This window comes from Vibrio sp. ED002 (genome assembly GCF_023277445.1).
In the GTDB taxonomy this organism is placed as follows: domain Bacteria; phylum Pseudomonadota; class Gammaproteobacteria; order Enterobacterales; family Vibrionaceae; genus Vibrio; species Vibrio jasicida.
The window spans coordinates 2,852,021-2,874,856 of the sequence record NZ_CP080238.1 but is presented as its reverse complement, the minus strand read 5'-3'; the positions used below and the strand labels follow the sequence as shown (position 1 = coordinate 2,874,856).

Here is a 22,836-nt window from a genome sequence, read left to right as displayed (position 1 = left end):
ATAATAAAACACAAAATTTATATTTATAACTATCAATATATTACTACTGACAACGTCATAATTAATTTCTTAAAAGGAATAAAGAATGAAATTAAATAAACTGGCTATGGTTACACTCTTAGGCACTGCTCTATCTCAATATTCGTTTGCCCAAGCAGACCCAAAAGGCACGATATATTTAACTTTTGATGACGGCCCTATTAATGCGTCAATCGATGTGATTAATGTGCTTAATGAACAAGGGGTTAAAGGCACTTTTTACTTTAATGCTTGGCACCTAGATGGGATTGGTGATGAAAATGAGGACCGCGCTTTAGAAGCTTTGAAACTGGCTCTCGATACAGGGCATATCGTAGCGAACCACAGTTATGCCCATATGATCCATAACTGCGTGGAAGAATTTGGCCCTAGCAGTGGTGCAGAATGTAATGCGACGGGCGATCATCAAATTAACTCTTACCAAGATCCTGTCTACGACGCTCTAACATTTGACGAAAACTTAGCAGTACTCGAGCGATACCTACCAAATATTTCCAGTTACCCAAACTATCGCGGTGAAGAGTTTGCTCGATTGCCATATACCAACGGCTGGCGTGTAACAAAAAACTTTAAAGCAGATGGCTTATGTGCAACCTCTGATGACTTAAAACCTTGGGAACCTGGCTACGTCTGTGACACTAACAACCCGTCAAACAGCGTTAAGGCCTCGATTGAAGTTCAAAATATCTTAGCGAATAAGGGATATCAAACCCATGGTTGGGATCTCGACTGGGCACCGGAGAACTGGGGCATTGCAATGCCAGCAAATAGTTTGACGGAAGCAGAACCGTTTCTAGGTTATGTTGATGCGGCCCTAAACAGTTGTGCGCCAACGACGATCAACCCTATCAACTCCAAAACACAAGAATTCCCTTGTGGTACTCCGCTACACGCAGACAAAGTTATCGTGTTAACACATGAGTTCTTATTCGAAGATGGCAAACGCGGCATGGGAGCAACCAAAAACTTACCTAAGCTGGCTAAGTTTATCCAAATCGCAAAAGAAGCAGGATACGTTTTCGATAGCATGGATAACTACACACCAGTTTGGCAAGTTGGTCAGGCATACGTTGCTGGTGATTACGTAACACATTCAGGTACTGTTTATAAAGCGGTTACAACGCACGTCGCACAACAGGATTGGGCACCGTCTTCAACGTCTAGCCTTTGGACAAATGCCGATCCTGCAACTAACTGGACACTAAACGTTGCTTATGAAGCAGATGATGTCGTGACTTACCAAGGTCTTCGCTACCTCGTAAACATTCCGCATGTATCACAGTCGGATTGGACTCCTAATACACAGAACACCTTGTTCACAGCTCTATAGGCTGTTCCTACTATCACCATGTAGTAGTTTGCGCGAGGCATACCCCTCGCGCTTTTTTTTATTTTGGATAACCAGAAACAACAAAGCCCCGACTTTCGTCGAGGCTCTGTCTTGGAATATGGTACCGGTGGGCGGACTTGAACCGCCACGCCCGAAGGCAACGGATTTTGAATCCGTCGTGTATACCAATTTCACCACACCGGCATCTCGGGGCTATTGCCCTTTGATGGTTGGCATTATACGTAAGCTTTTGACCTGCGCAAGCAGAAAAACCTTAAATAACTATCGTTTGCTGATAATTTCGCCACAAAGTGTGACAAAGAAGATCTCATCACAGTTCAGTCTGCCATATCACCTGATAACAAGACCTCCCTCTCAGCCCTATAAACGGTTAACTGTAATATCCGAAACGTAACCATTACCAATATTAGAAAGCGCACCATGAATCATCCGCGCTGCATCACCTGCACTCATAAAGCTACTGGTGTCTAAAGTCTTACCGCTCGTCTCCCAAAATTCCGTCGCCATACCTCCGGGATACACAGCGATAATTTTCATTGGTTTGCCTTTTAACTCCATACGAACGGATTCAATCAAACCTTTGACAGCCCACTTCACCGCACAATAGGTCGATTCTTGTGCCTTAGCTTGCAGTGCTGCTGTCGACATCACCATCACAACATTTACTGGCTGCTCTTGATAACGTTTGACCAACTCTCGAAGAATATTAATCGCCGAAGTGAGGTTATTTTCAATCAGCTTTTGAATCTCTTGCGGGTCTTGCTCAGCTAATAAACCAAAATACCCACTTCCAGCACAGTGAATCAGAGTAGAAGGCGCTTTAGGCAGCTCATTAAACAAATTCTCGATTTGGGATGTATCCACCAAATCACAACTACACACTTGAGCTTTATTAGATAGGTGTTGAGCAAGAGTCGCCAACTTCTCTTCACTGCGTCCAGTTAACAGTGTTTCTTCGCCTTGAGCATCATACAACTTAGCTAGTTGCGCACCTAGTCCACTGCTCGCGCCGGTAATCACGATCATCTTGTACCTCTATCACGTCATTCGTAATCTCATGTTCTAAGCAAGGTACCGTATGTTTGACGATTTCACAGGTTAGGTGACGCGAAGTTTGAACTGGATAGCTTTGTTAAGTTAGACGATGGATATAAAGTGTCTTCTGCTATGGTGATTTCTTCGTAATTAGAGACTCTGTGCGTTAGCTCTCTTTTCACCGACAAGCGGAATCTATATCCTGACGCACAATTTTAAAGGTAAGTGATGGAACTATGACGACTTCTACAACTCTTCCACCAGCGGGCTTATTTCGCCGATTAGCGGCGTTGTTCTACGATATGCTGATTATCTTAGCAATTGAAATGATGGCCGCCGGCGTAGTGATGGCAATCGTCTTTGCGTTAAATGCAGCAGGATTATTGAGCTATGGAGAATATACAGATGCAGCGGATATGCTAGGAAAGCACCCTGTATTAAGCCCGCTATTTACCCTTTACTTGGCGACAGTCTGGGTATATTTCTTTGTCTTCTTCTGGACACGAGCAGGTCAAACACTAGGCATGCGAGCTTGGAAGATGCAGATCCGAAACAGCAAAGATGGCTCAGCTATTTCTGTAACTCAGGCACTGATTCGCCTAGCAACCTCTGGTTTCGGCTTAGCTAACCTCACTGTACCCATTGACCCACAGAAACGTGGTTTCCATGATATTTGGGCAAAAACTGAAGTCGTGGTATTACCGAAAGCTAAATAGTTAAATGGCAGAAGCAAAATAGAAAAAGGAAGGCATGGCGCCTTCCTTTTTTATGTTTACTGTCTTTGGGAATCTATAGCTTTCTTCTGAGCAGAGATACCGCAATAGCTAAGAATACGAGACTTGGAGCCAGTGCACCGAATACTGGCGGGATGCCATATACCAAGGTTAGAGGTCCAAAGAATTCACTGGATATGTAGAAAGTAAAGCCAGCAACCACCCCCGAAAGCACCCTTGCCCCCATGGTCACACTACGTAATGGACCGAATACAAATGACAGTGCCATCAACATCATTACCGCGATAGAAAGCGGTTGAGATAGCTTGCGCCAAAATGCCAGTTCATAACGTGAAGCATCTTGCTCTGATGCTTTCAGGTATGTCACATAGTCATACAAGCCACTTAGTGACAGCTCTTCTGGTTTTACCGTCACGACTGCCAGTTTGTCTGGTGCTAATGAGGTGTGCCACTCCATTTGTTCCAAATCACGCTTGGTAATGACGTTTTCATTCTCCATGTCAGTAACTTGCACGTAACGCATCAGCCAATTGTTGTCTTGTTGGTAATCAACCTCTTCAGCAAAAATGACTTTCTGTAGGTTTTTATCATCATCAAAACGCCACATGTTCAAACCATAGAGTTTGTCGTCTTCAACTTTGCCGATAAAGATAAAATCATTGGCATCACGAGCCCAAACACCAGCCCGAACAGAAACGATACTACCGCCAGACAGAGCAAACGCTCGTAGGTCACGTGCCATTTTTTGTGCTTCAGGTGCGCCCCATTGGCCAAGCGTCATGACGATTAGCATTAATGGAACCGCGGTTTTAAGCACTGATAAACCGATATCCAACTTAGAAAAGCCGGCTGCTTGCATTACTACGAGCTCGGAGCTGGATGCCAACATACCAAGGCCAATTAATGCCCCCAACAACGCAGCCATCGGGAAAAACATTTCTACATCGCGAGGGATACTTAGTAACACAAAGTAGAGGGCATGCATTAAGTCGTATGCACCACGGCCGACTTTACGCAGCTGCTCTACGTATTTGATGATGCCAGACAAACCAACAAAGGTCGCTAACACCAAAGCCGTGGTAGAGATTATCGTTCTACCGATGTAAAGGTCTAAGAGTTTGAACACAGCTTACGCGAGCCTCTTCTTACGGAATTTTTCTTTCATTCGACGAGCAGGAACACTGTCCATCATGTTCGCCAGGATAGCGACCAAAAGCAGTATCGCATTAATAGGCCACATGCCAATAGCAGCAGGTATAGCACCATCCTCTAACGCAGATTTCGTTGCACTAATTGCAAGGAAGTACGCCAAGTAAATCAAGATGGCAGGGCCCATTTTGGCGAAACGTCCCTGACGTGGGTTGACCGCGGAAAGCGGAATAACCAACATCGTCAACAGCGGAATACACACAAATAATGAAATTCGCCATTGCAGTTCTGCTTGCGCTTCTGGATCGGGGTGGCCGATCAAATCTGCGGTTGGGTAAGCTTCCCAATCACGACCTTTTTGCTTCACTTCGCGCTGGCCAATCAAGCCTTCATATTCGTCAAACTTGGTGATCATGTATTCCACGCGAGTCGGCACACCTTCATAGCGCGTGCCCTCATGCATCGTAATGATCTGACGGCCATCCGACAGTTCTTTTACATCGCCTGAAGAAGAGAACATCACGCTTGGTAGAATGGAATCGCGAGGGCGCATCTGTGCAACAAACACGTTGCTTAACGTGCTGTTTTTGATGTCGTCAATAAACACGACTGACGAACCATCTGGCGTTCCTTGGAATTGGCCTTTTTTTAGCAGGTCAACGCTGTTTTCTGCCGCGACTTGCTCGTACAGCTGCTCGACACGGTCCTGAGACCAAGGCGATAACCACAACGCATTAAACGCAGCAACACCTGATGTAATCAGAGCTAAGTACAATGCCGCCTGTACCAAGAATTTATTCCCGATACCGGTGGCATTCATTACCACGATCTCACTTTCCGCATACAAGCGACCAAAGGTGATCAATATGCCGATGTACAAACTTAATGGCAGCATCAATAAACCCATGGCTGGCATGTTTAAACCAACCACTGAGAAAATTAATCCAGCAGGAATATCCCCGTCCGAAGCATCAGCAAGAACACTGATAAACTTCTGGCTCACAAACACCAAAAAAAGTACGAAGAAAATCGCAAATTGGCTCTTGAGTGTTTCGCGGATCAAATATCTAACAATAATCACGCTGAAATTACCTATACAAAACTTGTTTTTTTGGTCGAATCACTATAGTTTCCCGTTGAACCATTTATTTTTTTAAAAATTATAAACTAGATGTTAGCGCTTAAATCAGCTCTGTTGGTAAGACCTGAGCTTAAATTCAACAAGTAAGCGATCATTATCTAACATTTAGAGCAATTTGTCTTCAGGATGTAGGAGTACGCATGGAGTTCAGTGTTAAAAGTGGCAGTCCAGAGAAACAACGTAGCGCATGTATCGTTGTTGGTGTGTTTGAACCACGTCGCCTTTCTCCAGTAGCCGAACAACTTGATAAAATCAGTGACGGTTACATCAGTTCACTACTTCGCCGTGGTGATCTAGAGGGTAAACCTGGTCAGATGCTACTACTGCATCAAGTACCAGGTGTTTTGTCAGAGCGCGTTCTACTTGTAGGTTGTGGTAAAGAACGTGAACTCGGCGAGCGCCAGTACAAGGAAATCATTCAAAAGACGATCAGCACACTTAACGAAACCGGTTCAATGGAAGCAGTATGTTTCCTAACTGAACTGCACGTTAAAGGTCGCGATACGTACTGGAAAGTACGTCAAGCAGTTGAAGCGACTAAAGATGGTCTTTACACATTTAACCAGTTCAAGAGCGTTAAGCCAGAAACTCGTCGTCCACTGCGTAAGCTAGTGTTCAACGTACCAACGCGTCGTGAACTGAACCTAGGTGAAAAAGCAATCACCCATGGTCTAGCTATTTCTTCTGGTGTGAAAGCATCAAAAGATCTTGGCAACATGCCACCAAACGTAGCAAACCCAGCTTACTTAGCCTCTCAAGCTCGTCGCCTTGCTGACGATTACGAAACCGTAACCACCAAGATCATTGGTGAGCAAGAGATGGAAAAACTGGGCATGACATCTTACCTAGCAGTAGGTCGTGGTTCGAAGAACGAATCTATGATGTCGATTATAGAATACAAAGGTAACCCAGAGTCAGAAGCAAAACCTATCGTTCTCGTCGGTAAAGGTCTGACGTTCGATTCAGGCGGTATCTCTCTAAAACCTGGTGAAGGTATGGATGAGATGAAGTACGACATGTGTGGTGCAGCATCTGTATTCGGTACAATGAAAGCGCTAGCGAAGCTAAACCTACCAATCAACGTTATTGGTGTTCTAGCAGGCTGTGAAAACATGCCAGGCAGCAACGCTTACCGTCCAGGTGACATCCTAACAACCATGTCTGGTCAAACTGTAGAAGTTCTGAACACGGATGCGGAAGGTCGTCTTGTTCTTTGTGACGCACTGACTTACGTAGAGCGTTTCGAACCAGACTGCGTAGTAGACGTTGCAACGCTAACGGGAGCTTGTGTTATCGCACTAGGCCACCACATCAGCGGCGTAATCTCTAACCACAACCCACTTTCTCATGAGCTAGTAAACGCTTCTGAACAAGCAAGTGACCGTGCATGGCGTCTACCAATGGCAGACGAGTACCATGAGCAGCTGAAGAGTCCATTTGCTGATATGGCAAACATCGGTGGTCGTCCTGCTGGTACTATCACTGCGGGTTGCTTCCTGTCTAAGTTTGCTAAGAAGTACAACTGGGCACACGTCGATATCGCAGGTACTGCGTGGAAATCAGGCGCAGCGAAAGGCTCAACGGGCCGTCCTGTCTCAATGCTTGTCCAATTCCTTTTGAACCGCAGCGGCCAAGAGACAGAAGAGTAATTTCTGAACACTATCTAAAAGGGCCGCAAGGCCCTTTTTTATTACCCCGATTTTCTTGAGAGAGAATAGGAATGTAAAATGGTCTAAGGATGAGGCCAATGGCAAGTGAGAGAATGATGCAAACTGCAACCTTCTACATCATTAAAGAAGAGAGCCCTCAAGCAACAAAGACGGGCTTTGAACAATACATCGTATTCTTGGCTCAGCACTTTGCTCGCCAAGGAGCTAAAGTGTATTTGAACTGCCAAGACAAGTCGCACGCCGAACAACTGGCCGAGGCTTTTTGGCAAATTGATGCAGATAAGTTCATGGCTCATAATCTCGTAGGTGAAGGACCGAAATACGCCACCAATATTGAGATCGGCCATGAAGGCGTAAAACCTAATTGGAATCGTCAATTGGTAATTAATTTGGCGGAAAATGAGACAACCTTTGCGAACAAGTTTGCTCAAGTGGTAGACTTCGTGCCTTGCGAAGAAAAAGCTAAACAGGTCGCAAGAGAAAGGTATAAAATTTACCGTCAAGCAGGTTATCAACTGCAAACGATCGAAATTCAATATCCTTAACGGTCAATCCTTATAGTTAAGGCGATCTTGTTAAGATCCCTCACTTATAAAGATTGACTTAGATTCAACCATCAACGTATCCATTAAAAGAGCGCTATGGAAAAGACATACAACCCAACTTCAATTGAACAAGCTCTGTATCAGACTTGGGAAGAGCAAGGCTACTTTAAGCCACACGGTGACACTACTAAAGAATCATACAGCATCATGATCCCGCCACCGAACGTCACTGGTAGCCTACACATGGGCCACGCGTTCCAAGATACGATCATGGATACGCTTATCCGTTGTGAGCGCATGAAGGGTAAAAACACTCTTTGGCAAGTAGGTACGGACCACGCAGGTATCGCAACTCAGATGGTTGTTGAGCGTAAGATCGCTGCAGAAGAAGGCAAAACAAAACACGATTACGGCCGTGAAGCTTTCATCGACAAAATCTGGGAATGGAAAGGCGAATCTGGCGGCACTATCACTAAACAGCTTCGTCGTCTTGGCGCATCTGTAGACTGGGATCGTGAGCGCTTTACGATGGACGATGGTCTATCTAACGCTGTTCAAGAAGTGTTCGTACGTCTATACGAAGACGACCTAATCTACCGCGGTAAGCGTCTAGTTAACTGGGATCCAAAGCTACACACTGCGATTTCAGATCTAGAAGTCGAGAACAAAGACACTAAAGGCAACATGTGGCACTTCCGCTACCCACTAGCAGATGGCGTTAAAACAGCGGATGGCAAAGACTACATCGTTGTGGCTACGACTCGTCCAGAGACCATGCTAGGCGATACTGGTGTTGCGGTTAACCCAGAAGATCCACGTTACAAAGATCTTATCGGTAAAGACATCATCCTTCCTATCGTTGAACGTCGCATTCCAATCGTGGGCGATGAGCACGCAGATATGGAAAAAGGTACTGGCTGTGTGAAAATCACACCTGCGCACGACTTCAACGACTACGAAGTTGGTAAGCGCCACCAGCTACCAATGATCAACATTCTGACTTTCGACGCAAATATCCGTGCTGCATCTGAAGTCTTCAACACTAACGGTGAAGCAAGCGACGCCTACAGTACTGAGCTACCAGCTAAGTACCAAGGTATGGAGCGTTTTGCCGCTCGTAAAGCTATCGTTGCTGAATTCGACGAGCTAGGTCTACTTGAAGAGGTGAAAGATCACGATCTACAAGTTCCTTACGGCGACCGTGGTGGCGTGGTTATCGAACCAATGCTAACTGACCAATGGTACGTACGTACTGCGCCTCTAGCAAAAACAGCGGTTGAAGCAGTTGAAAACGGCGACATCCAATTCGTTCCTAAGCAATACGAAAACATGTACTTCTCTTGGATGCGTGACGTTCAAGACTGGTGTATCTCTCGTCAACTATGGTGGGGTCACCGCATCCCAGCTTGGTACGACAACCAAGGTAATGTTTACGTAGGTCGTGACGAAGAAGAAGTTCGTAAGAACAACAACCTAGAGTCAGTTATTGAACTGCACCAAGACGAAGACGTACTGGATACATGGTTCTCTTCTGCACTATGGACGTTCGGTACTCAAGGTTGGCCAGAGCAAACTGACGATCTGAAAGTATTCCACCCTTCAGACGTACTAGTAACTGGTTTCGACATCATCTTCTTCTGGGTTGCGCGCATGATCATGATGACCATGCACTTCGTGAAAGACGAAAACGGCAAACCACAAGTACCATTTAAGACAGTTTACGTTACTGGTCTAATCCGTGACGAAAACGGCGACAAGATGTCTAAGTCGAAAGGTAACGTACTTGACCCAATCGACATGATCGATGGTATCGACCTAGAGTCTCTAGTAGAGAAGCGTTGTGGCAACATGATGCAGCCTCAGCTAGCGAAGAAAATCGAGAAGAACACTCGTAAGACGTTTGAAAACGGTATCGAAGCATACGGTACAGATGCACTACGTTTTACTCTTGCAGCAATGGCATCAACAGGTCGCGATATCAACTGGGATATGAAGCGTCTTGAGGGTTACCGTAACTTCTGTAACAAACTATGGAACGCAAGCCGTTACGTAATGATGAACACAGAAGAGCAAGATTGTGGCTTCAACGGTGGTGAAATTGAATACTCACTAGCGGACAAGTGGATCGAGTCTCAGTTTGAACTTGCAGCGAAAGCGTTCAACAACCATATCGACAACTTCCGTCTAGATATGGCGTCTAACACGCTTTACGAATTCATCTGGAACCAATTCTGTGACTGGTACCTAGAGCTTACTAAGCCAGTTCTATGGAAAGGTACTGAAGCGCAACAGCGTGGTACTCGCCGTACACTAATCACGGTTCTTGAGAAGACGCTACGTCTAGCTCACCCAGTGATTCCTTACATCACTGAAACTATCTGGCAAAGCATCAAGCCACTAGTTGAAGGTGTAGAAGGTGAGACAATCATGCTGCAAGCACTGCCTCAATTCGACGAAGCAAACTTCAACCAAGAAGCCCTAGACGATATTGAATGGGTGAAAGCGTTCATTACCAGCATCCGTAACCTACGTGCTGAATACGACATCAACCCAGGTAAGCCGCTTGACGTTATGCTGAAAGCAGCAAACGCAGAAGACGCAGCGCGTCTAGAAGCAAACAAACAAGTTCTGATGTCTCTAGCGAAACTAGAATCTGTACGCGTACTTGCTGCTGACGAAGAAACGCCAGCGTGTGCAACAGCACTGGTTGCTAAGTCTGAGCTTATGATCCCAATGGCGGGTCTGATCGACAAAGACGCTGAGCTTGCTCGTCTAGATGGCGAAATCAAGAAAACTCACGGCGAAATCAAGCGTATCGAAGGCAAACTAGGTAACGAAGGCTTCGTAGCGAAAGCTCCTGAAGCGGTGGTTGCTAAAGAGCGTGAGAAGCTTGAAGGTTACAAAGAGACACTAGCTAAGCTAGAAGAGCAGAAGACAACGATCGCTGCACTTTAATCGCTAAAAGCTAGAATAAAAGAATCAAAGGGTTGGTGTGAAAGCATCAACCCTTTTTGCATTTTATCGCTCGGTAAGCTTTCAAAGGTATTCACTCTTCTCTCCTACTATCCCTCCTTTTTAATAGTTTTTACCTATCAAACTAATCTTAACTGCCCATTAGATTTAATGATAATAATTCTCAATAATAGACTTATCGAAACAACACAACGATTGAGTAATTATCATGAAAAAGACACTAACCTTTGCAGCACTCCATTTTACTATCGCGTTTAGTGTCGCTTACGTGCTTACTGGCGACATTCTAATTGGTAGTTTAATTGCCATGATTGAGCCTTCAGTGAACACCGTCGCTTTCTACTTTCATGAAAAAGCATGGGCAAAAGTCCCTGCGCTTAAAGCTCGTCAGTGGATGACCAAAATAAAAACCGCAAGCTTTGCCACTATCCACTTCAGTGTTGCCTTTACCGTAGTTTACTTACTAACAGGTGATGCGTTTGTCGGCGGTATCATGGCAATGCTAGAGCCAAGCTTGAATACAGTAGCGTACTACTTCCACGAGAAAGTATGGATGCGTAGATCAGATAACCAAGCACCACAGTTCTGTCTGCACCAACACGCTTAAACATGGAGGCTCAATACGCCTCCTAACGAGCAAAATGACATTTACCATTGACAAAGTTGCGCACCGCAATTAATTTAATTGCGGTGCGCAACTTTATTTTTAGAGGTAAGTGATAATGAATGCTCGTCAACTCCGACACTATTCCCGTCAAGCCGTCCGATTGCTTGGTATGCTCGATAAGCAATGTGGCGACGTCGCTCTCACTCCAGTGCAAGCGCACGCGTTAGGTGAGATCCAACTGCAGCCGTTGACCATCAATCGACTAGCACAACAGCTCAATGTCGACAAGTCCAATGCAAGCCGCACGGTTACTGGGCTGATCAAATTAGGTTTAGTTGAGAGTATCGAAAACCCGAAAGACAAACGCAGTCAACTTGTGGCGCTTACAGAGCAAGGTCAGCAGGCGTTATCGCAACTAGACCAACAGCAAAACAGCTTCTTTGAACAACTGCTTACCCAACTGGATGACAGCGAGCAAGAGCAACTCAAACTTGGTTTAGAGACTTACCTAAAAGGGCTAACAAAAGTGTGTCAGGCAGAGGAATACGTTCTTCGACCTCTTACCAAAGCAGATAACTCGCAAGTTGCAAACGTGATTCGCGCAGTCTCCGCAGAATACGGTTTAACCGCAGACAAAGGTTATGGTGTGGCCGATCCAACGCTTGATGACATGTACTCGGTTTACGACCAACAAGGCGCAGCCTACTGGGTAGTCGAATACCAAGGCGAGATTGTGGGCGGCGGCGGCTTTGCACCTTTAGCTGGTGAGCCAAATGTGTGTGAGTTGCAAAAGATGTACTTCTTACCTCAAACACGAGGGCACGGTTTAGCCAAACGCATCGTCGCATTGAGCTTACAACTGGCGAAACAGTTTGGGTATCAGCAGTGTTATTTAGAAACGACAGAATGTCTAAGAGAAGCGGTAGGCTTGTATGAAAAGCTAGGCTTTGAGCATCTCGATGCCCCGCTAGGACAAACAGGGCATGATGCATGTGAAGTCGTGATGCTTAAGACGTTATAGCGTTTTATCCCCAAACTTAAAGTACAAGATGGGTAACACAGAGCTCTTGGCTAAGTGCCACTGTAAATGCTTGGCGCTGCCCATCCAACTCCACTACGAGTTCGTAGAGATCTTTTGGATCGGGATCGTTAAGATCGGCATACTTTGGCGCTTCGATCTGGAATAAAGCACTCGCATGATCCGCTCGGACATCAATAGGAATATGGTAAGTCATGCCATTAAACTTAACCGATGCCGATACTAGACCCGGCGCAAAAGTTTGATAGTACAAGTCGACTTTAAACTCACAACCACCACCGTGGTGCCAAATCTGCTCGGTAGCCACACGGTCTAAACGAACATTGCGAATGAACTGTAGATACGGTTCTTGCCATACCCCCAAGCGCTCATCACTCTTTTGGTATTCATGATCCGCAAGTGAGCACAACTCCGGTTTATCCTCATCCAGCAGAAGATCTTCTTCTTCCTCGAGGAACAGGATCTCAAAACGGTTGCGCCCCGTCTGCATAAATGGACGAATGTCTTTTTTGTATATGCTTTGCGAACCGTCACAGTCGAACAATGCGACTCCGTTCAAACGCACTTCTGCATGGTAATCCACACCACCCAACACCATTTCTACCGCTGGGAATGCCATCATGGATTCGTCCACTTCGATGTCGTGCATCAGGTGCCACTCTTGCTGACGGATCGCTTCTTCAGTCAGTTCAGCAGGCAATACCTGACTCAAAGGAGCAGGGAAAGTAATGTCATCCTGTGGGATAGAAAGGTCCGTCAGTGGAGAGACTTGCCATAAACCGGCGAGTGAGAGTTGCATATACACCTTGAGCTAGATCAATTTTCATGCATTATATACTCAAGTGGCTTAGGGTTATAGGCAGTAAGCCTACAAACTCAATGAGAATTATTTATGGTCACCCTCGGTTATCATTTTTAAGGCACAAAAAAAACCAGCGATAAACGCTGGCTTCTTAGAATGAATGAGTCGATTACTCTTCGTCTTCATCATCTTCGTCTGGGTAAAGCGCATCTTCGCCTTCGTAGTAAGTACCCCAACCGTCGTAAATGATGTCGTATTTTTCTGCAAGGTGAATCAACTTCTCAACCTGTGCATCAATCGCTTCTGCGTTTAGTGCAGATTCCATTGTTGCATCACAGCAAAGCAGTTTGTTACCGTCTTCATCTTCTGTTTCTTCAGCTTCAAGCACTTCAAAGCCCATTTTGAATGCTTCCACAACCGCTTTCTCTAGCGTGTCGAAGTCTTCTGCAAATAGGTGGTGCTCGATTTCGTATAGTGAATCTGGATCGCTGCCGTCTTCTAGCAATGCTGCAATGATATCGCGAGTCTCTTCCTTTTGAATCTCAATTAATTCTTCTACTGATAGATATTCATCTTCGTGAGACATGTTTTGGCTCCAGATTAGTTACTTGATGAAAACACTATACTCAAGACTGAGTATGTTAATGCGGTGAAATATGGCACGGATTGCGATGAAAAGCCACAAACAAACACCAAACGGCTTGGATTCTTAACGAATATTCTTTCTCAAAAATCGAAACCTCGCTCACAGAAACAAAAAATTAACAAAAACAAGAAATCTTTAATATTCAGAAGATCCTAATCAAGTAAATTCGTCGAGATAGGAGAGTGCATTGCGTGTTTATGGCTATGAAGTGAATACACCAACAAGGCAATTAAAAATGCAAGCGAATAAAGAAAGCTTTAAAAATGCATATTTGAGAATAGTTATGCGTGTTTTATGCACTAACAATGTGAGTCTATTGAAAGCGAGTAAAAAGAATAAAAACGCACTTTTTAAATACTATGAACAAAGCTCTAAATATAGAATTTAAAAATACAAAGCATTAATTTACAAAATATATCGCTAATAAAAGCCAAAATATCGACATATAGAGTAAGTTCCAGGACTTGCATCTTTGCGGCAAGCTTGTCATAACTAATGGCTGGAAAATTTGTAAGGATACAAAATGAGCAAGCTGTACGTTGGATCAGAAGTTGGTCAACTTAGACGAGTGTTATTGAATCGCCCAGAGCGTGCCCTCACCCACCTCACCCCATCAAACTGTCACGAACTGTTATTTGACGATGTGCTCGCGGTAGAAGCTGCAGGGGAAGAGCACGATGCATTTGCCCGTACACTACGAGAGCAAGATGTCGAGGTGCTACTGCTACACGATTTGCTCGTAGAGACACTTGCCGTTCCTGAAGCAAAACAATGGTTGTTGAATACTCAAATCTCCGATTTCCGCTACGGTCCAACATTTGCTCGTGATTTGCGTCAATACTTTGCAGAAATGGATGACGAGCATCTTGCGACTATCTTTCTTGGTGGTTTGGCCTACTCTGAACTACCAATCAAATCCTCTTCGATGCTACCGAAAATGAAGCGTCCATTGGATTTCGTTATCGAACCTCTTCCGAACCACCTCTTTACCCGCGACACATCATGTTGGGTATACGGCGGCGTTTCTCTTAATCCAATGATGATGCCAGCGCGACAACGTGAGACCAACCATCTGCGCGCAATTTACCGTTGGCACCCAACTTTCGCAGGTCAAGATTTCATTAATTACTTCGGTGATGAAGACCTTCACTATGACAACGCAAACGTAGAAGGCGGTGATGTACTGGTTATCGGTAAAGGCGCCGTTTTGATTGGTATGTCTGAGCGTACAACCCCACAAGGTGTAGAAAACTTAGCGGCGAGTTTATTTAAATCTGGTCAGGCGAAAGAAGTGATTGCTATCGACCTGCCAAAACACCGCTCGTGCATGCACCTTGATACGGTCATGACGCACATGGATGTGGACACTTTCTCGGTATACCCAGAAATCATGCGTAAAGATTTAGACACCTGGCGCCTAACACCTAAAGGCAACGGTGAAATGCATGTCGAAGCATCACACAACTATCTGCATGCCATCGAATCGGCACTTGGCTTAGATCAATTGAAGATCATCACAACGGGTGGTGACAGCTACGAAGCTGAACGAGAGCAATGGAACGATGCCAACAACGTACTGACGGTGAAACCTGGTGTTGTGATTGGTTACGAACGTAACGTCTATACTAACGAGAAGTACGACAAAGCTGGCATTGAAGTCCTGACTATTCCGGGTAACGAGCTTGGTCGCGGTCGTGGTGGTGCACGCTGTATGAGTTGCCCAATCGAACGTGACGATATTTGAGAAATCTCTCCCACCAAATAAAACCAATTGAGACTAAGGTTGATGTGAATGCATCAACCTTTTTTTGTTTTTAATTAAAATAATTATTCACAATAAAAGCATTTATATGTTTTAATGCATTTATTCTTTATCAACCAAACGACCTAAGGGACGAGCTATGGCTTTCAATTTACGTAATCGCAACTTTTTGAAGCTATTGGATTTCTCAACTAAAGAGATCCAGTTCTTGCTCGAACTGTCCGCAGAGCTGAAAAAAGCTAAATATGCAGGAACAGAGCAGAAGAAACTTCAAGGTAAAAACATCGCACTAATCTTTGAGAAATCTTCTACTCGTACCCGATGTGCGTTTGAAGTTGCTGCCTTTGACCAAGGCGCTCAAGTCTCTTACATCGGTCCTTCTGGCTCACAGATCGGTCATAAAGAATCGATGAAAGACACCGCTCGCGTTCTTGGTCGTATGTACGACGGCATCGAGTATCGTGGCTTTGGTCAATCTATTGTTGAAGAGCTCGGTACTTACGCAGGCGTCCCTGTTTGGAATGGTTTGACTGATGAGTTCCACCCTACCCAAATTCTTGCTGACTTCCTGACCATGCAAGAGCACGGGCGCGGTAAACAACTGCATGAGATGACGTTTGCCTACCTTGGTGATGCTCGTAATAACATGGGTAACTCACTCATGGTTGGCGCAGCAAAAATGGGCATGGACGTCCGCCTTGTAGCGCCAAAAGCCTTCTGGCCAGAAGAAGCATTAGTCGCAACTTGCCAAGAGATAGCCCAACAAACTGGCGCGAAGATCACGCTGACTGAAAACGTTGAAGAAGGCGTTAAAGGCTGTGACTTCTTATACACCGACGTTTGGGTCTCCATGGGCGAATCTGCTGAGGCTTGGGATGAGCGTGTTGCGCTGATGACACCTTACCAAATCAATATGGATGTGATTAAGCAAACAGGTAACCCTCATGTGAAGTTCATGCACTGCCTGCCAGCCTTCCACAACGATGAAACGACTGTGGGTAAAGAGGTAGCAGAGAAATACGGAATGAAAGGGCTTGAAGTCACCGAAGAGGTGTTTGAGTCTGAATACTCTATCGTATTCGACGAAGCCGAAAACCGCATGCACACGATTAAAGCCGTGATGGTGGCAACGTTAGGCAGCTAAACCAAAGCATTAAAAATGGTAACAAAAACCACGATGTAATCGCTTGCGCTCACGAAAGTTAAGCGTATAATGCTCGGCAATTTGTCTGAGGATTACGAAATGATCACGCCGATTGCTGACGTAAAAACGCGATTTGCTCTAGCTAAGCGACTACGCTTACGTGCTGTTATTTTCGTTAATTCTATTGAATTTTAAAACCTCCCCAATTGGGGAGGTTTTTTTATGTCCGAAATTCCATCAGGGTAATTTTGGAGATAGTCACCACTGTTATAGGGAAGAAGATCATGGCGAACTCGCTTTACCAGAAGCACATCATCTCTATTCCAGAGCTTTCACGTGAAGAACTGGAACTGATTGTAGAAACTGCAGGTCAGCTAAAAAAAGAACCTCGTCCAGAACTGATTAAAAACAAGGTTGTAGCGAGCTGTTTCTTTGAGCCATCCACACGTACTCGTCTGTCATTCGAAACAGCGATTCAACGTATTGGTGGCGATGTTATTGGTTTTGATAACGGTGGTAACACCTCTCTGGCGAAAAAAGGCGAGACACTGTCTGACTCAGTTCAAGTGATCTCTTCTTACGTCGATGCATTCGTTATGCGCCACCCTCAAGAAGGTGCAGCGCGCTTGGCATCCGAGTTCTCTAACGGCGTTCCTGTGATTAACGCTGGTGACGGTGCCAACCAACACCCAACACAAACGCTACTCGACCTATACACGATTGCAGAAACACAAGGTCGTCTAGACAACCTGAACGTTGCGTTCGTTGGTGACCTAAAATACGGTCGCACCGTGCATTCTTTGACTCAAGCATTGGCGAAGTTCAATAACATTCGCTTCTTCTTTGTGGCACCTGAAGCGCTCGCGATGCCTGATTACCTATGTGAAGAACTCGATGAAGCAGGTATTCAATACAGCCTGCATACAGACATGGAAAGCGTGATTCCTGAACTAGACATTCTGTACATGACACGCGTACAGAAAGAGCGTTTCGATGAATCTGAATACGCGCACATCAAGTCAGCTTACATCCTAACAGCGGCACTACTAGAAGGTGCACGTGAGAACTTGAAAGTGCTACACCCACTGCCACGCGTGGATGAAATCACCACAGACGTCGACGTAACACCGCACGCTTACTACTTCCAACAAGCAGAAAATGGCGTGTACGCGCGCCAAGCATTGTTGGCATTGGTTCTAAACGAAACACTGTAATCGAGGGAGAAAAAGACATGACTAAAGAAACTCAATTGCAGGTAGAAGCAATCAAAAATGGCACAGTAATCGACCATATTCCAGCCCAAATTGGTATCAAAGTGTTGAAATTGTTCGATATGCACAACTCTTCTCAACGCGTGACGATTGGCCTTAATCTGCCATCATCCGCATTAGGTCATAAAGACTTGTTGAAGATCGAGAACGTGTTCATCAACGAAGAGCAAGCAAGCAAATTGGCACTATACGCACCACACGCTACGGTTAACCAAATCGAAAATTACGAAGTGGTAAAAAAGCTGGCACTAGAGCTTCCTGAACGTATCAACAACGTATTTGAGTGCCCAAACACGAACTGCATTACGCATAACGAACCAGTTGCGAGCAGCTTCCAAGTATTCGAGAAGAAGGAAGAAATCCGTCTGAAGTGTAAATACTGTGAGAAAGTCTTCGCTCGTGAGATCGTCACTGAACGTTAATTTCCCGCTTCAATTCTTGCTAACGATAAATTGACTGATACCCCGCCCGTGCGGGGTATTTTGCTCTTTACGTGCTTCATGTTTAAAGGCACACTGATTCTTCTTAAGAACGCTCAAATTGTTTGAGTACACTCTTTATTCCCCTAAACAGATGGAACAATTCAAATGACGAAAGTACTTCACACTGAGTCTGCACCAGCAGCAATCGGTCCTTACGTTCAAGGCGTAGATCTAGGTAACATGGTTCTAACTTCTGGCCAAATCCCAGTAAACCCAGCAACAGGTGAAGTGTCTGCGGACATCGCAGAGCAAGCACGTCAATCTCTAGAAAACGTGAAAGCAGTGGTTGAAGCTTCAGGCCTTAAAGTCACTGACATCGTAAAAATGACGGTATTCGTTAAAGACCTAAACGACTTCGGTACTGTGAACGAAGTTTACGGCAAGTTCTTCGATGAGCACGAAGTAGCAAACTACCCAGCACGTTCTTGTGTCGAAGTAGCTCGCCTACCAAAAGATGTTGGCATCGAGATTGAAGCAATCGCCGTTCGTAAATAATTGCGCTTGCTAAGAAACATAAAAAAACGGGTAGCTTAGGCTACCCGTTTTTTATTGTCTTTTTGTTGCAGTGTTCTATTTCAATTTAAGCGGCATTACGCTGTTTTACTTCTTCATCCAGCGCTTCTAGCTTCGCTTTCATTTGATCGCGACAGGTGTTTGCAAGTTCACGAACGCCTTCTTTGCCATAGCCTTCAGAGCTGATTGGTGGCAGCATTTCAATGATCACATGACCGTTATTCCAACGGTTCAATTTAATGTGATCAGTTGAACTACACACGATCGGAATGATTGGCACCTCTGCGCCGATAGCAGCATGGAATGCGCCGGTTTTAAATGGCAGTAAGCCACGGCCACGTGAGCGCGTCCCTTCTGGGAACATCCATACTGAAACGTCACTCTGCTTAATGCTATCAACTACTTGATCAATAGTGCCCTTAGCTTTAGAACGGTTACCACGGTCAATTAAAATGTTACCCGTTAGCCAGTAAAGCTGACCAAATAGTGGCATCCACGCTAAGCTTTTTTTACCTACCGTCACGACTTTTGGTGTCACTGCTGAAGATACAGTAAACAAATCCCAGTTATTTTGGTGGTTCGCGATGTAAACATGCTGACCACGAGAGTAAGCATCTTCAGGAATTCGTAATTCTAATTTGATTCCGAACACACGAGACATCTTGCCGAACAAGCGGCCAAAAGTGAAAACGTGCTTAGGATTTCGAGGACTTAATAGGCAGTAACCACAACCACCAATAAACATCACAATTGCGAAAATTGCGACAGCAAATACACGTAATAGTGCAATCATTGTTGTTCTCCAGGAACCGGCTTTACGCCAGATACAGCTATTGTTGGTTCTTTGGACATAGTCATCAGCTATGAAAGAGAGCGCGACATAAAAAAGCCGAAACCTGAGTTTCGGCTCTCTTTATATCGAAGTCAACTGCGATGCAGTTTAACCCGCCTCACTCACGCGCTCAATATTTGCGCCAAGAGCAGACAGTTTATTTTCGATTTTGTCGTAACCACGATCGATGTGGTAAATACGATCAACGATGGTTTCGCCTTTCGCGATACAACCTGCAATCACCAAACTTGCCGAAGCTCGCAGGTCAGTGGCCATTACTTGCGCACCACTTAGAGAATCTACGTCACCACAGATGACTGTGTTACCTTCGATTTCCGCTTTTGCGCCCATGCGCATCAGTTCAGGTACGTGCATGAAACGGTTTTCAAAGATCGTTTCAGTAATTACGCCACCGCCTTTCGCCATCATGTTTAATAGCGTGAATTGTGCTTGCATGTCAGTCGGGAAACCTGGGTGTGGGGCAGTACGAATGCTTACCGCTTTCAGTTCACGATCCGTCATATCTACAGAAATCCAGTCTTCACCAGTCTCTACTAATGCGCCCGCTTCTTCTAGCTTCGCAAGTACCGCTTCCAACAAGTGACCATTGGTGTTACGACACACAACTTTGCCGCCAGAAACTGCCGCAGCAACAAGGAACGTACCCGTTTCGATACGGTCAGCCACAACGTTGTGCTTACCGCCACCTAAACGCTCAACACCTTCAATAGTGATGGTGTCTGTGCCCGCGCCTGAAATTTTTGCGCCAAGCTTGTTTAGGAAGTCTGCTGTATCAACGATTTCAGGTTCACGCGCTGCATTATCTAGCGTTGTGGTACCTTCCGCTAACGCTGCCGCACACATGATAGTAATCGTTGCACCAACACTCACTTTGTCCATCACAATGTGAGCGCCTTTTAGACGACCGTCCACTTCTGCTTTTACGTAACCATCTTCTAGTGTAATCGTTGCGCCAAGCTGCTCTAGACCTGTGATATGTAAATCAACAGGACGAGCGCCAATCGCACAGCCACCAGGTAGAGAAACTTGACCTTTACCAAAACGAGCCACCAGCGGACCAAGTGCCCAGATTGATGCACGCATGGTTTTCACCAAGTCGTAAGGTGCGCAGTATTCGTTGATGCTGCTTGGATCGACATGAACAGAACCATTACGGCTTACTTTTGCGCCCAAACGCTTAAGCAGTTCCATAGTAGTATCGATATCACGAAGGTGTGGCACATTTGCCACCTCTACTGGCTCTTCAGCCAAGATAGACGCAAATAAAATCGGCAGTGCTGCGTTTTTTGCACCTGAAATGGTCACTTCACCAACCAGTGGTTTATCTGACCCAATAACTCGAAACTTTTCCATCAATAAACCTTAAAGCGACATTAGCTTTTTATCACGAGCCCACTCTTCTGGAGTGAACGCTTTAATCGATAGCGCGTGAATGTCGTTACGCTGGATGTAATCCATCAGAGGACCGTAAATTAACTGCTGCTTCTTAACGCGGCTCATTCCATCGAAACAAGCATCAACAGCAACCACCTCATAGTGGCTACCTTCACCTTTTACATGCACTTCTTGAAGGTTTAGTGCTTCTTCTAGTAACTGTTGTACTTTTGCGCTATCCACAATTTACCCCTGATAATTCTGTATATGTTTGGCCACTAAAGATTCAACGTTGCTCAGCTGAAACAAAGTGCGCAATTGCGCCGGCACGAAACTGAGCATTATATGACAGTTTTGTTTTTTTGCATGCTCTAATAAGTGGATTAACATCACCATTCCCGCAGAGTCGACGCGCTCAATCTCTTCTAACGAGCATTCTAGCTCGGTTTGAGATGGCTGCCATCGCTGCGCAACGGCCCACAAAGAAGGCACGGTATCTCGATCCAACGCCCCTGTAAGCTTAAGAATATCTGATTGTAAATGCCACTGAGAATGAGACTGCGCCATTACTTTGCTGCCTCGAAACGAATTGGCTGTGCCGCCAATTTTTCAAGATCTTTTGCTACCGCAAGGATACCGTCTTGACGAATCTTTGTATTCCACTCCGATTGCTTGCTTGAAAGTAAGCTAATACCTTCTGCAACCATGTCGAATGCTAACCATTCACCGGTTTTCTTATCTTTACGCAATTTAAACTCAAGTTTGATGTTCGGACGCGGCGCGTCGATGATATCCACTTTAATGCTTGTAATGCGCTTAGATGGGTCTAACTTAGGTTCAGGGCCAAACTCGATTTGCTGGTCTGTGTATTGCGTTAAGACTTGTGCGTAAGACGTCACCAAGTAAGAACGAAATGCCTTAATAAACTCACCAACGTCTTCACGCTTCGCGCCTTTTAAGTTCGGACCAAGCAGTTTTAATGCCGCATAGCGATCGTTGACGTAAGGCATCAGCTCTTCTTCAACGATAGTCTTAAGCAAATTCGGATCTTGCTTAATTTGTGGCTGTTCAGCTTTCAAACGATCAAATGTCACTTCCGCAACTTGTCTCATCATTTGATAAGGCTGAGTTTTATCTACTTCTGCAGCCACTGCACCAAAAGCAGTAAATGCCGCTACGAAAGAAAGTAATAATCTAGAGAACATGGGTTATTCCTTACTCGTGTTGCCAGAATCGCCGGAGCCACCGATGCTGTATAGCACCTGTCCAATTAAGTCTTCTAAAACTAAGGCAGACTTGGTGTCTTCGATGGTATCACCATCAACTAACATTTCTTCATCATCAAAGATGAAACCCGGAACTAAGCCAATGTACTGCTCGCCAATCAATCCAGAAGTCAAAATTTGTAAGCTAGAAGTTTCTGGGAATTGATTGTATTGACTGTTAATCGACAAGCTCACAATTGGAAGTAGGCTTTCAGGGTTAAGTGTAATATCACTCACACGACCAACCACAACGCCGCCAACTTTCACTGGTGAACGAACTTTTAAACTACCAATATTATCGAACTCAGCTTTCAGGGTATAAGTATTGCCAGAGCCAATGCTTTTTACGTCAGCAACCTGAAAAATCATCACAAGAATCGCGCAAATTCCTGCCAATACAAAGCTGCCAACCCATAATTCAGTTTTACGTGTTTGTTGCAT

The 22,836-nt window shown here is 45.1% G+C and carries 25 protein-coding genes and 1 tRNA gene; 14 read left to right on the top strand and 12 right to left on the bottom strand.

Going from position 1 to position 22,836, the window contains the following annotated elements; all coding sequences use genetic code 11:
• The first annotated feature begins 85 nt into the window (after positions 1-85).
• Positions 86-1,369 (top strand): chitin oligosaccharide deacetylase, encoded by a 1,284-nt coding sequence (gene cod, locus ITG12_RS13340; RefSeq protein ID WP_038879665.1) that lies wholly within the window; start codon positions 86-88, stop codon positions 1,367-1,369.
• A 119-nt stretch (positions 1,370-1,488) separates the two neighbouring features.
• On the opposite strand, the gene ITG12_RS13335 is transcribed toward cod, so the two are convergent.
• Positions 1,489-1,573 (bottom strand) — tRNA-Leu (locus tag ITG12_RS13335).
• A 177-nt stretch (positions 1,574-1,750) separates the two neighbouring features.
• Positions 1,751-2,416 (bottom strand): SDR family NAD(P)-dependent oxidoreductase, encoded by a 666-nt coding sequence (locus tag ITG12_RS13330; RefSeq protein WP_038879667.1) that lies wholly within the window; start codon positions 2,414-2,416, stop codon positions 1,751-1,753.
• 245 nt (positions 2,417-2,661) lie between these two features.
• On the opposite strand from ITG12_RS13330, the gene ITG12_RS13325 reads away from it, so the two are divergent.
• Positions 2,662-3,141, top strand: coding sequence for an RDD family protein (locus ITG12_RS13325; RefSeq protein ID WP_038864467.1), 480 nt, complete (start codon positions 2,662-2,664; stop codon positions 3,139-3,141).
• Between the two features lie 73 nt (positions 3,142-3,214).
• On the opposite strand, the gene lptG is transcribed toward ITG12_RS13325, so the two are convergent.
• Both lptG and lptF read right to left on the bottom strand, forming a co-directional pair.
• Complete coding sequence (gene lptG / locus ITG12_RS13320; RefSeq protein WP_038879670.1) at positions 3,215-4,285, bottom strand: LPS export ABC transporter permease LptG; 1,071 nt, start codon at positions 4,283-4,285, stop codon at positions 3,215-3,217.
• A gap of 3 nt (positions 4,286-4,288) precedes the next feature.
• On the bottom strand, positions 4,289-5,389 hold the full coding sequence (gene lptF / locus ITG12_RS13315) for an LPS export ABC transporter permease LptF (protein WP_038879672.1): 1,101 nt from the start codon (positions 5,387-5,389) through the stop codon (positions 4,289-4,291).
• A gap of 200 nt (positions 5,390-5,589) precedes the next feature.
• Between lptF and pepA the strand changes: the two genes are divergently transcribed.
• From pepA to ITG12_RS13290, 5 genes are all read left to right on the top strand, one after another.
• Entirely contained in the window at positions 5,590-7,098 is a 1,509-nt protein-coding gene (gene pepA / locus ITG12_RS13310) for a leucyl aminopeptidase (RefSeq protein ID WP_010450385.1), read from the top strand.
• Positions 7,099-7,214: 116 nt separating this feature from the next.
• A complete protein-coding gene (locus tag ITG12_RS13305) occupies positions 7,215-7,664 on the top strand; it encodes a DNA polymerase III subunit chi (RefSeq protein WP_038864600.1) in 450 nt (149 codons plus the stop codon).
• Between the two features lie 96 nt (positions 7,665-7,760).
• Positions 7,761-10,619 carry a valine--tRNA ligase gene (locus ITG12_RS13300; protein WP_248873139.1) on the top strand — a complete coding sequence of 953 codons (2,859 nt, stop codon included), beginning with the start codon at positions 7,761-7,763 and terminating at the stop codon, positions 10,617-10,619.
• 226 nt (positions 10,620-10,845) lie between these two features.
• Positions 10,846-11,244 carry a DUF2061 domain-containing protein gene (locus ITG12_RS13295; RefSeq protein WP_042601054.1) on the top strand — a complete coding sequence of 133 codons (399 nt, stop codon included), beginning with the start codon at positions 10,846-10,848 and terminating at the stop codon, positions 11,242-11,244.
• A 115-nt stretch (positions 11,245-11,359) separates the two neighbouring features.
• Positions 11,360-12,265 (top strand): bifunctional helix-turn-helix transcriptional regulator/GNAT family N-acetyltransferase, encoded by a 906-nt coding sequence (locus ITG12_RS13290; protein ID WP_104026809.1) that lies wholly within the window; start codon positions 11,360-11,362, stop codon positions 12,263-12,265.
• Between the two features lie 16 nt (positions 12,266-12,281).
• Here ITG12_RS13290 and ITG12_RS13285 read toward each other — a convergent pair whose 3' ends face one another.
• Together ITG12_RS13285 and rraB are read right to left on the bottom strand one after the other, a co-directional pair.
• Positions 12,282-13,082 (bottom strand): hypothetical protein, encoded by an 801-nt coding sequence (locus ITG12_RS13285; RefSeq protein ID WP_248873138.1) that lies wholly within the window; start codon positions 13,080-13,082, stop codon positions 12,282-12,284.
• Positions 13,083-13,254: 172 nt separating this feature from the next.
• Positions 13,255-13,671 carry a ribonuclease E inhibitor RraB gene (rraB, locus tag ITG12_RS13280; RefSeq protein WP_038864481.1) on the bottom strand — a complete coding sequence of 139 codons (417 nt, stop codon included), beginning with the start codon at positions 13,669-13,671 and terminating at the stop codon, positions 13,255-13,257.
• Between the two features lie 247 nt (positions 13,672-13,918).
• On the opposite strand from rraB, the gene ITG12_RS13275 reads away from it, so the two are divergent.
• The 7 genes from ITG12_RS13275 (at position 13,919) to ITG12_RS13250 (ending at position 18,885) form a co-directional block, all read left to right on the top strand.
• On the top strand, positions 13,919-14,119 hold the full coding sequence (locus tag ITG12_RS13275) for a hypothetical protein (protein WP_133152161.1): 201 nt from the start codon (positions 13,919-13,921) through the stop codon (positions 14,117-14,119).
• Between the two features lie 135 nt (positions 14,120-14,254).
• A complete protein-coding gene (gene arcA / locus ITG12_RS13270) occupies positions 14,255-15,475 on the top strand; it encodes an arginine deiminase (RefSeq protein ID WP_038864483.1) in 1,221 nt (406 codons plus the stop codon).
• A gap of 157 nt (positions 15,476-15,632) precedes the next feature.
• The gene (locus ITG12_RS13265; protein WP_248873137.1) at positions 15,633-16,637 is read left to right on the top strand and encodes an ornithine carbamoyltransferase; all 1,005 of its coding nucleotides are present in this window, start codon (positions 15,633-15,635) and stop codon (positions 16,635-16,637) included.
• Positions 16,638-16,706: 69 nt separating this feature from the next.
• Positions 16,707-16,832, top strand: a complete 126-nt coding sequence (locus ITG12_RS27785) for an aspartate carbamoyltransferase (RefSeq protein WP_080869678.1) — start codon at positions 16,707-16,709, stop codon at positions 16,830-16,832.
• An 89-nt stretch (positions 16,833-16,921) separates the two neighbouring features.
• Positions 16,922-17,851, top strand: a complete 930-nt coding sequence (pyrB, locus tag ITG12_RS13260; RefSeq protein WP_005441998.1) for an aspartate carbamoyltransferase — start codon at positions 16,922-16,924, stop codon at positions 17,849-17,851.
• 17 nt (positions 17,852-17,868) lie between these two features.
• Entirely contained in the window at positions 17,869-18,330 is a 462-nt protein-coding gene (pyrI, locus tag ITG12_RS13255) for an aspartate carbamoyltransferase regulatory subunit (RefSeq protein ID WP_038864489.1), read from the top strand.
• A 165-nt stretch (positions 18,331-18,495) separates the two neighbouring features.
• Positions 18,496-18,885: a RidA family protein gene (locus ITG12_RS13250; protein WP_005432832.1), complete on the top strand. Its 390-nt coding sequence runs from the start codon at positions 18,496-18,498 to the stop codon at positions 18,883-18,885.
• Between the two features lie 85 nt (positions 18,886-18,970).
• On the opposite strand, the gene ITG12_RS13245 is transcribed toward ITG12_RS13250, so the two are convergent.
• The 6 genes from ITG12_RS13245 to mlaD all read right to left on the bottom strand — a co-directional run bounded on the left by ITG12_RS13245 (position 18,971) and on the right by mlaD (position 22,836).
• Positions 18,971-19,696 carry a 1-acylglycerol-3-phosphate O-acyltransferase gene (locus tag ITG12_RS13245; protein WP_038864490.1) on the bottom strand — a complete coding sequence of 242 codons (726 nt, stop codon included), beginning with the start codon at positions 19,694-19,696 and terminating at the stop codon, positions 18,971-18,973.
• A gap of 147 nt (positions 19,697-19,843) precedes the next feature.
• The gene (gene murA / locus ITG12_RS13240) at positions 19,844-21,109 is read right to left on the bottom strand and encodes a UDP-N-acetylglucosamine 1-carboxyvinyltransferase (RefSeq protein ID WP_038864493.1); all 1,266 of its coding nucleotides are present in this window, start codon (positions 21,107-21,109) and stop codon (positions 19,844-19,846) included.
• A gap of 9 nt (positions 21,110-21,118) precedes the next feature.
• Entirely contained in the window at positions 21,119-21,373 is a 255-nt protein-coding gene (gene ibaG / locus ITG12_RS13235) for a BolA family iron metabolism protein IbaG (RefSeq protein WP_005432865.1), read from the bottom strand.
• Between the two features lie 3 nt (positions 21,374-21,376).
• The gene (locus tag ITG12_RS13230) at positions 21,377-21,697 is read right to left on the bottom strand and encodes a lipid asymmetry maintenance protein MlaB (protein WP_038864494.1); all 321 of its coding nucleotides are present in this window, start codon (positions 21,695-21,697) and stop codon (positions 21,377-21,379) included.
• Positions 21,697-22,335, bottom strand: coding sequence for a phospholipid-binding protein MlaC (mlaC, locus tag ITG12_RS13225; RefSeq protein ID WP_038864496.1), 639 nt, complete (start codon positions 22,333-22,335; stop codon positions 21,697-21,699). The genes ITG12_RS13230 and mlaC overlap by 1 nt, the downstream gene beginning before the upstream one ends.
• 3 nt (positions 22,336-22,338) lie before the next feature.
• A complete protein-coding gene (mlaD, locus tag ITG12_RS13220; RefSeq protein ID WP_038879692.1) occupies positions 22,339-22,836 on the bottom strand; it encodes an outer membrane lipid asymmetry maintenance protein MlaD in 498 nt (165 codons plus the stop codon).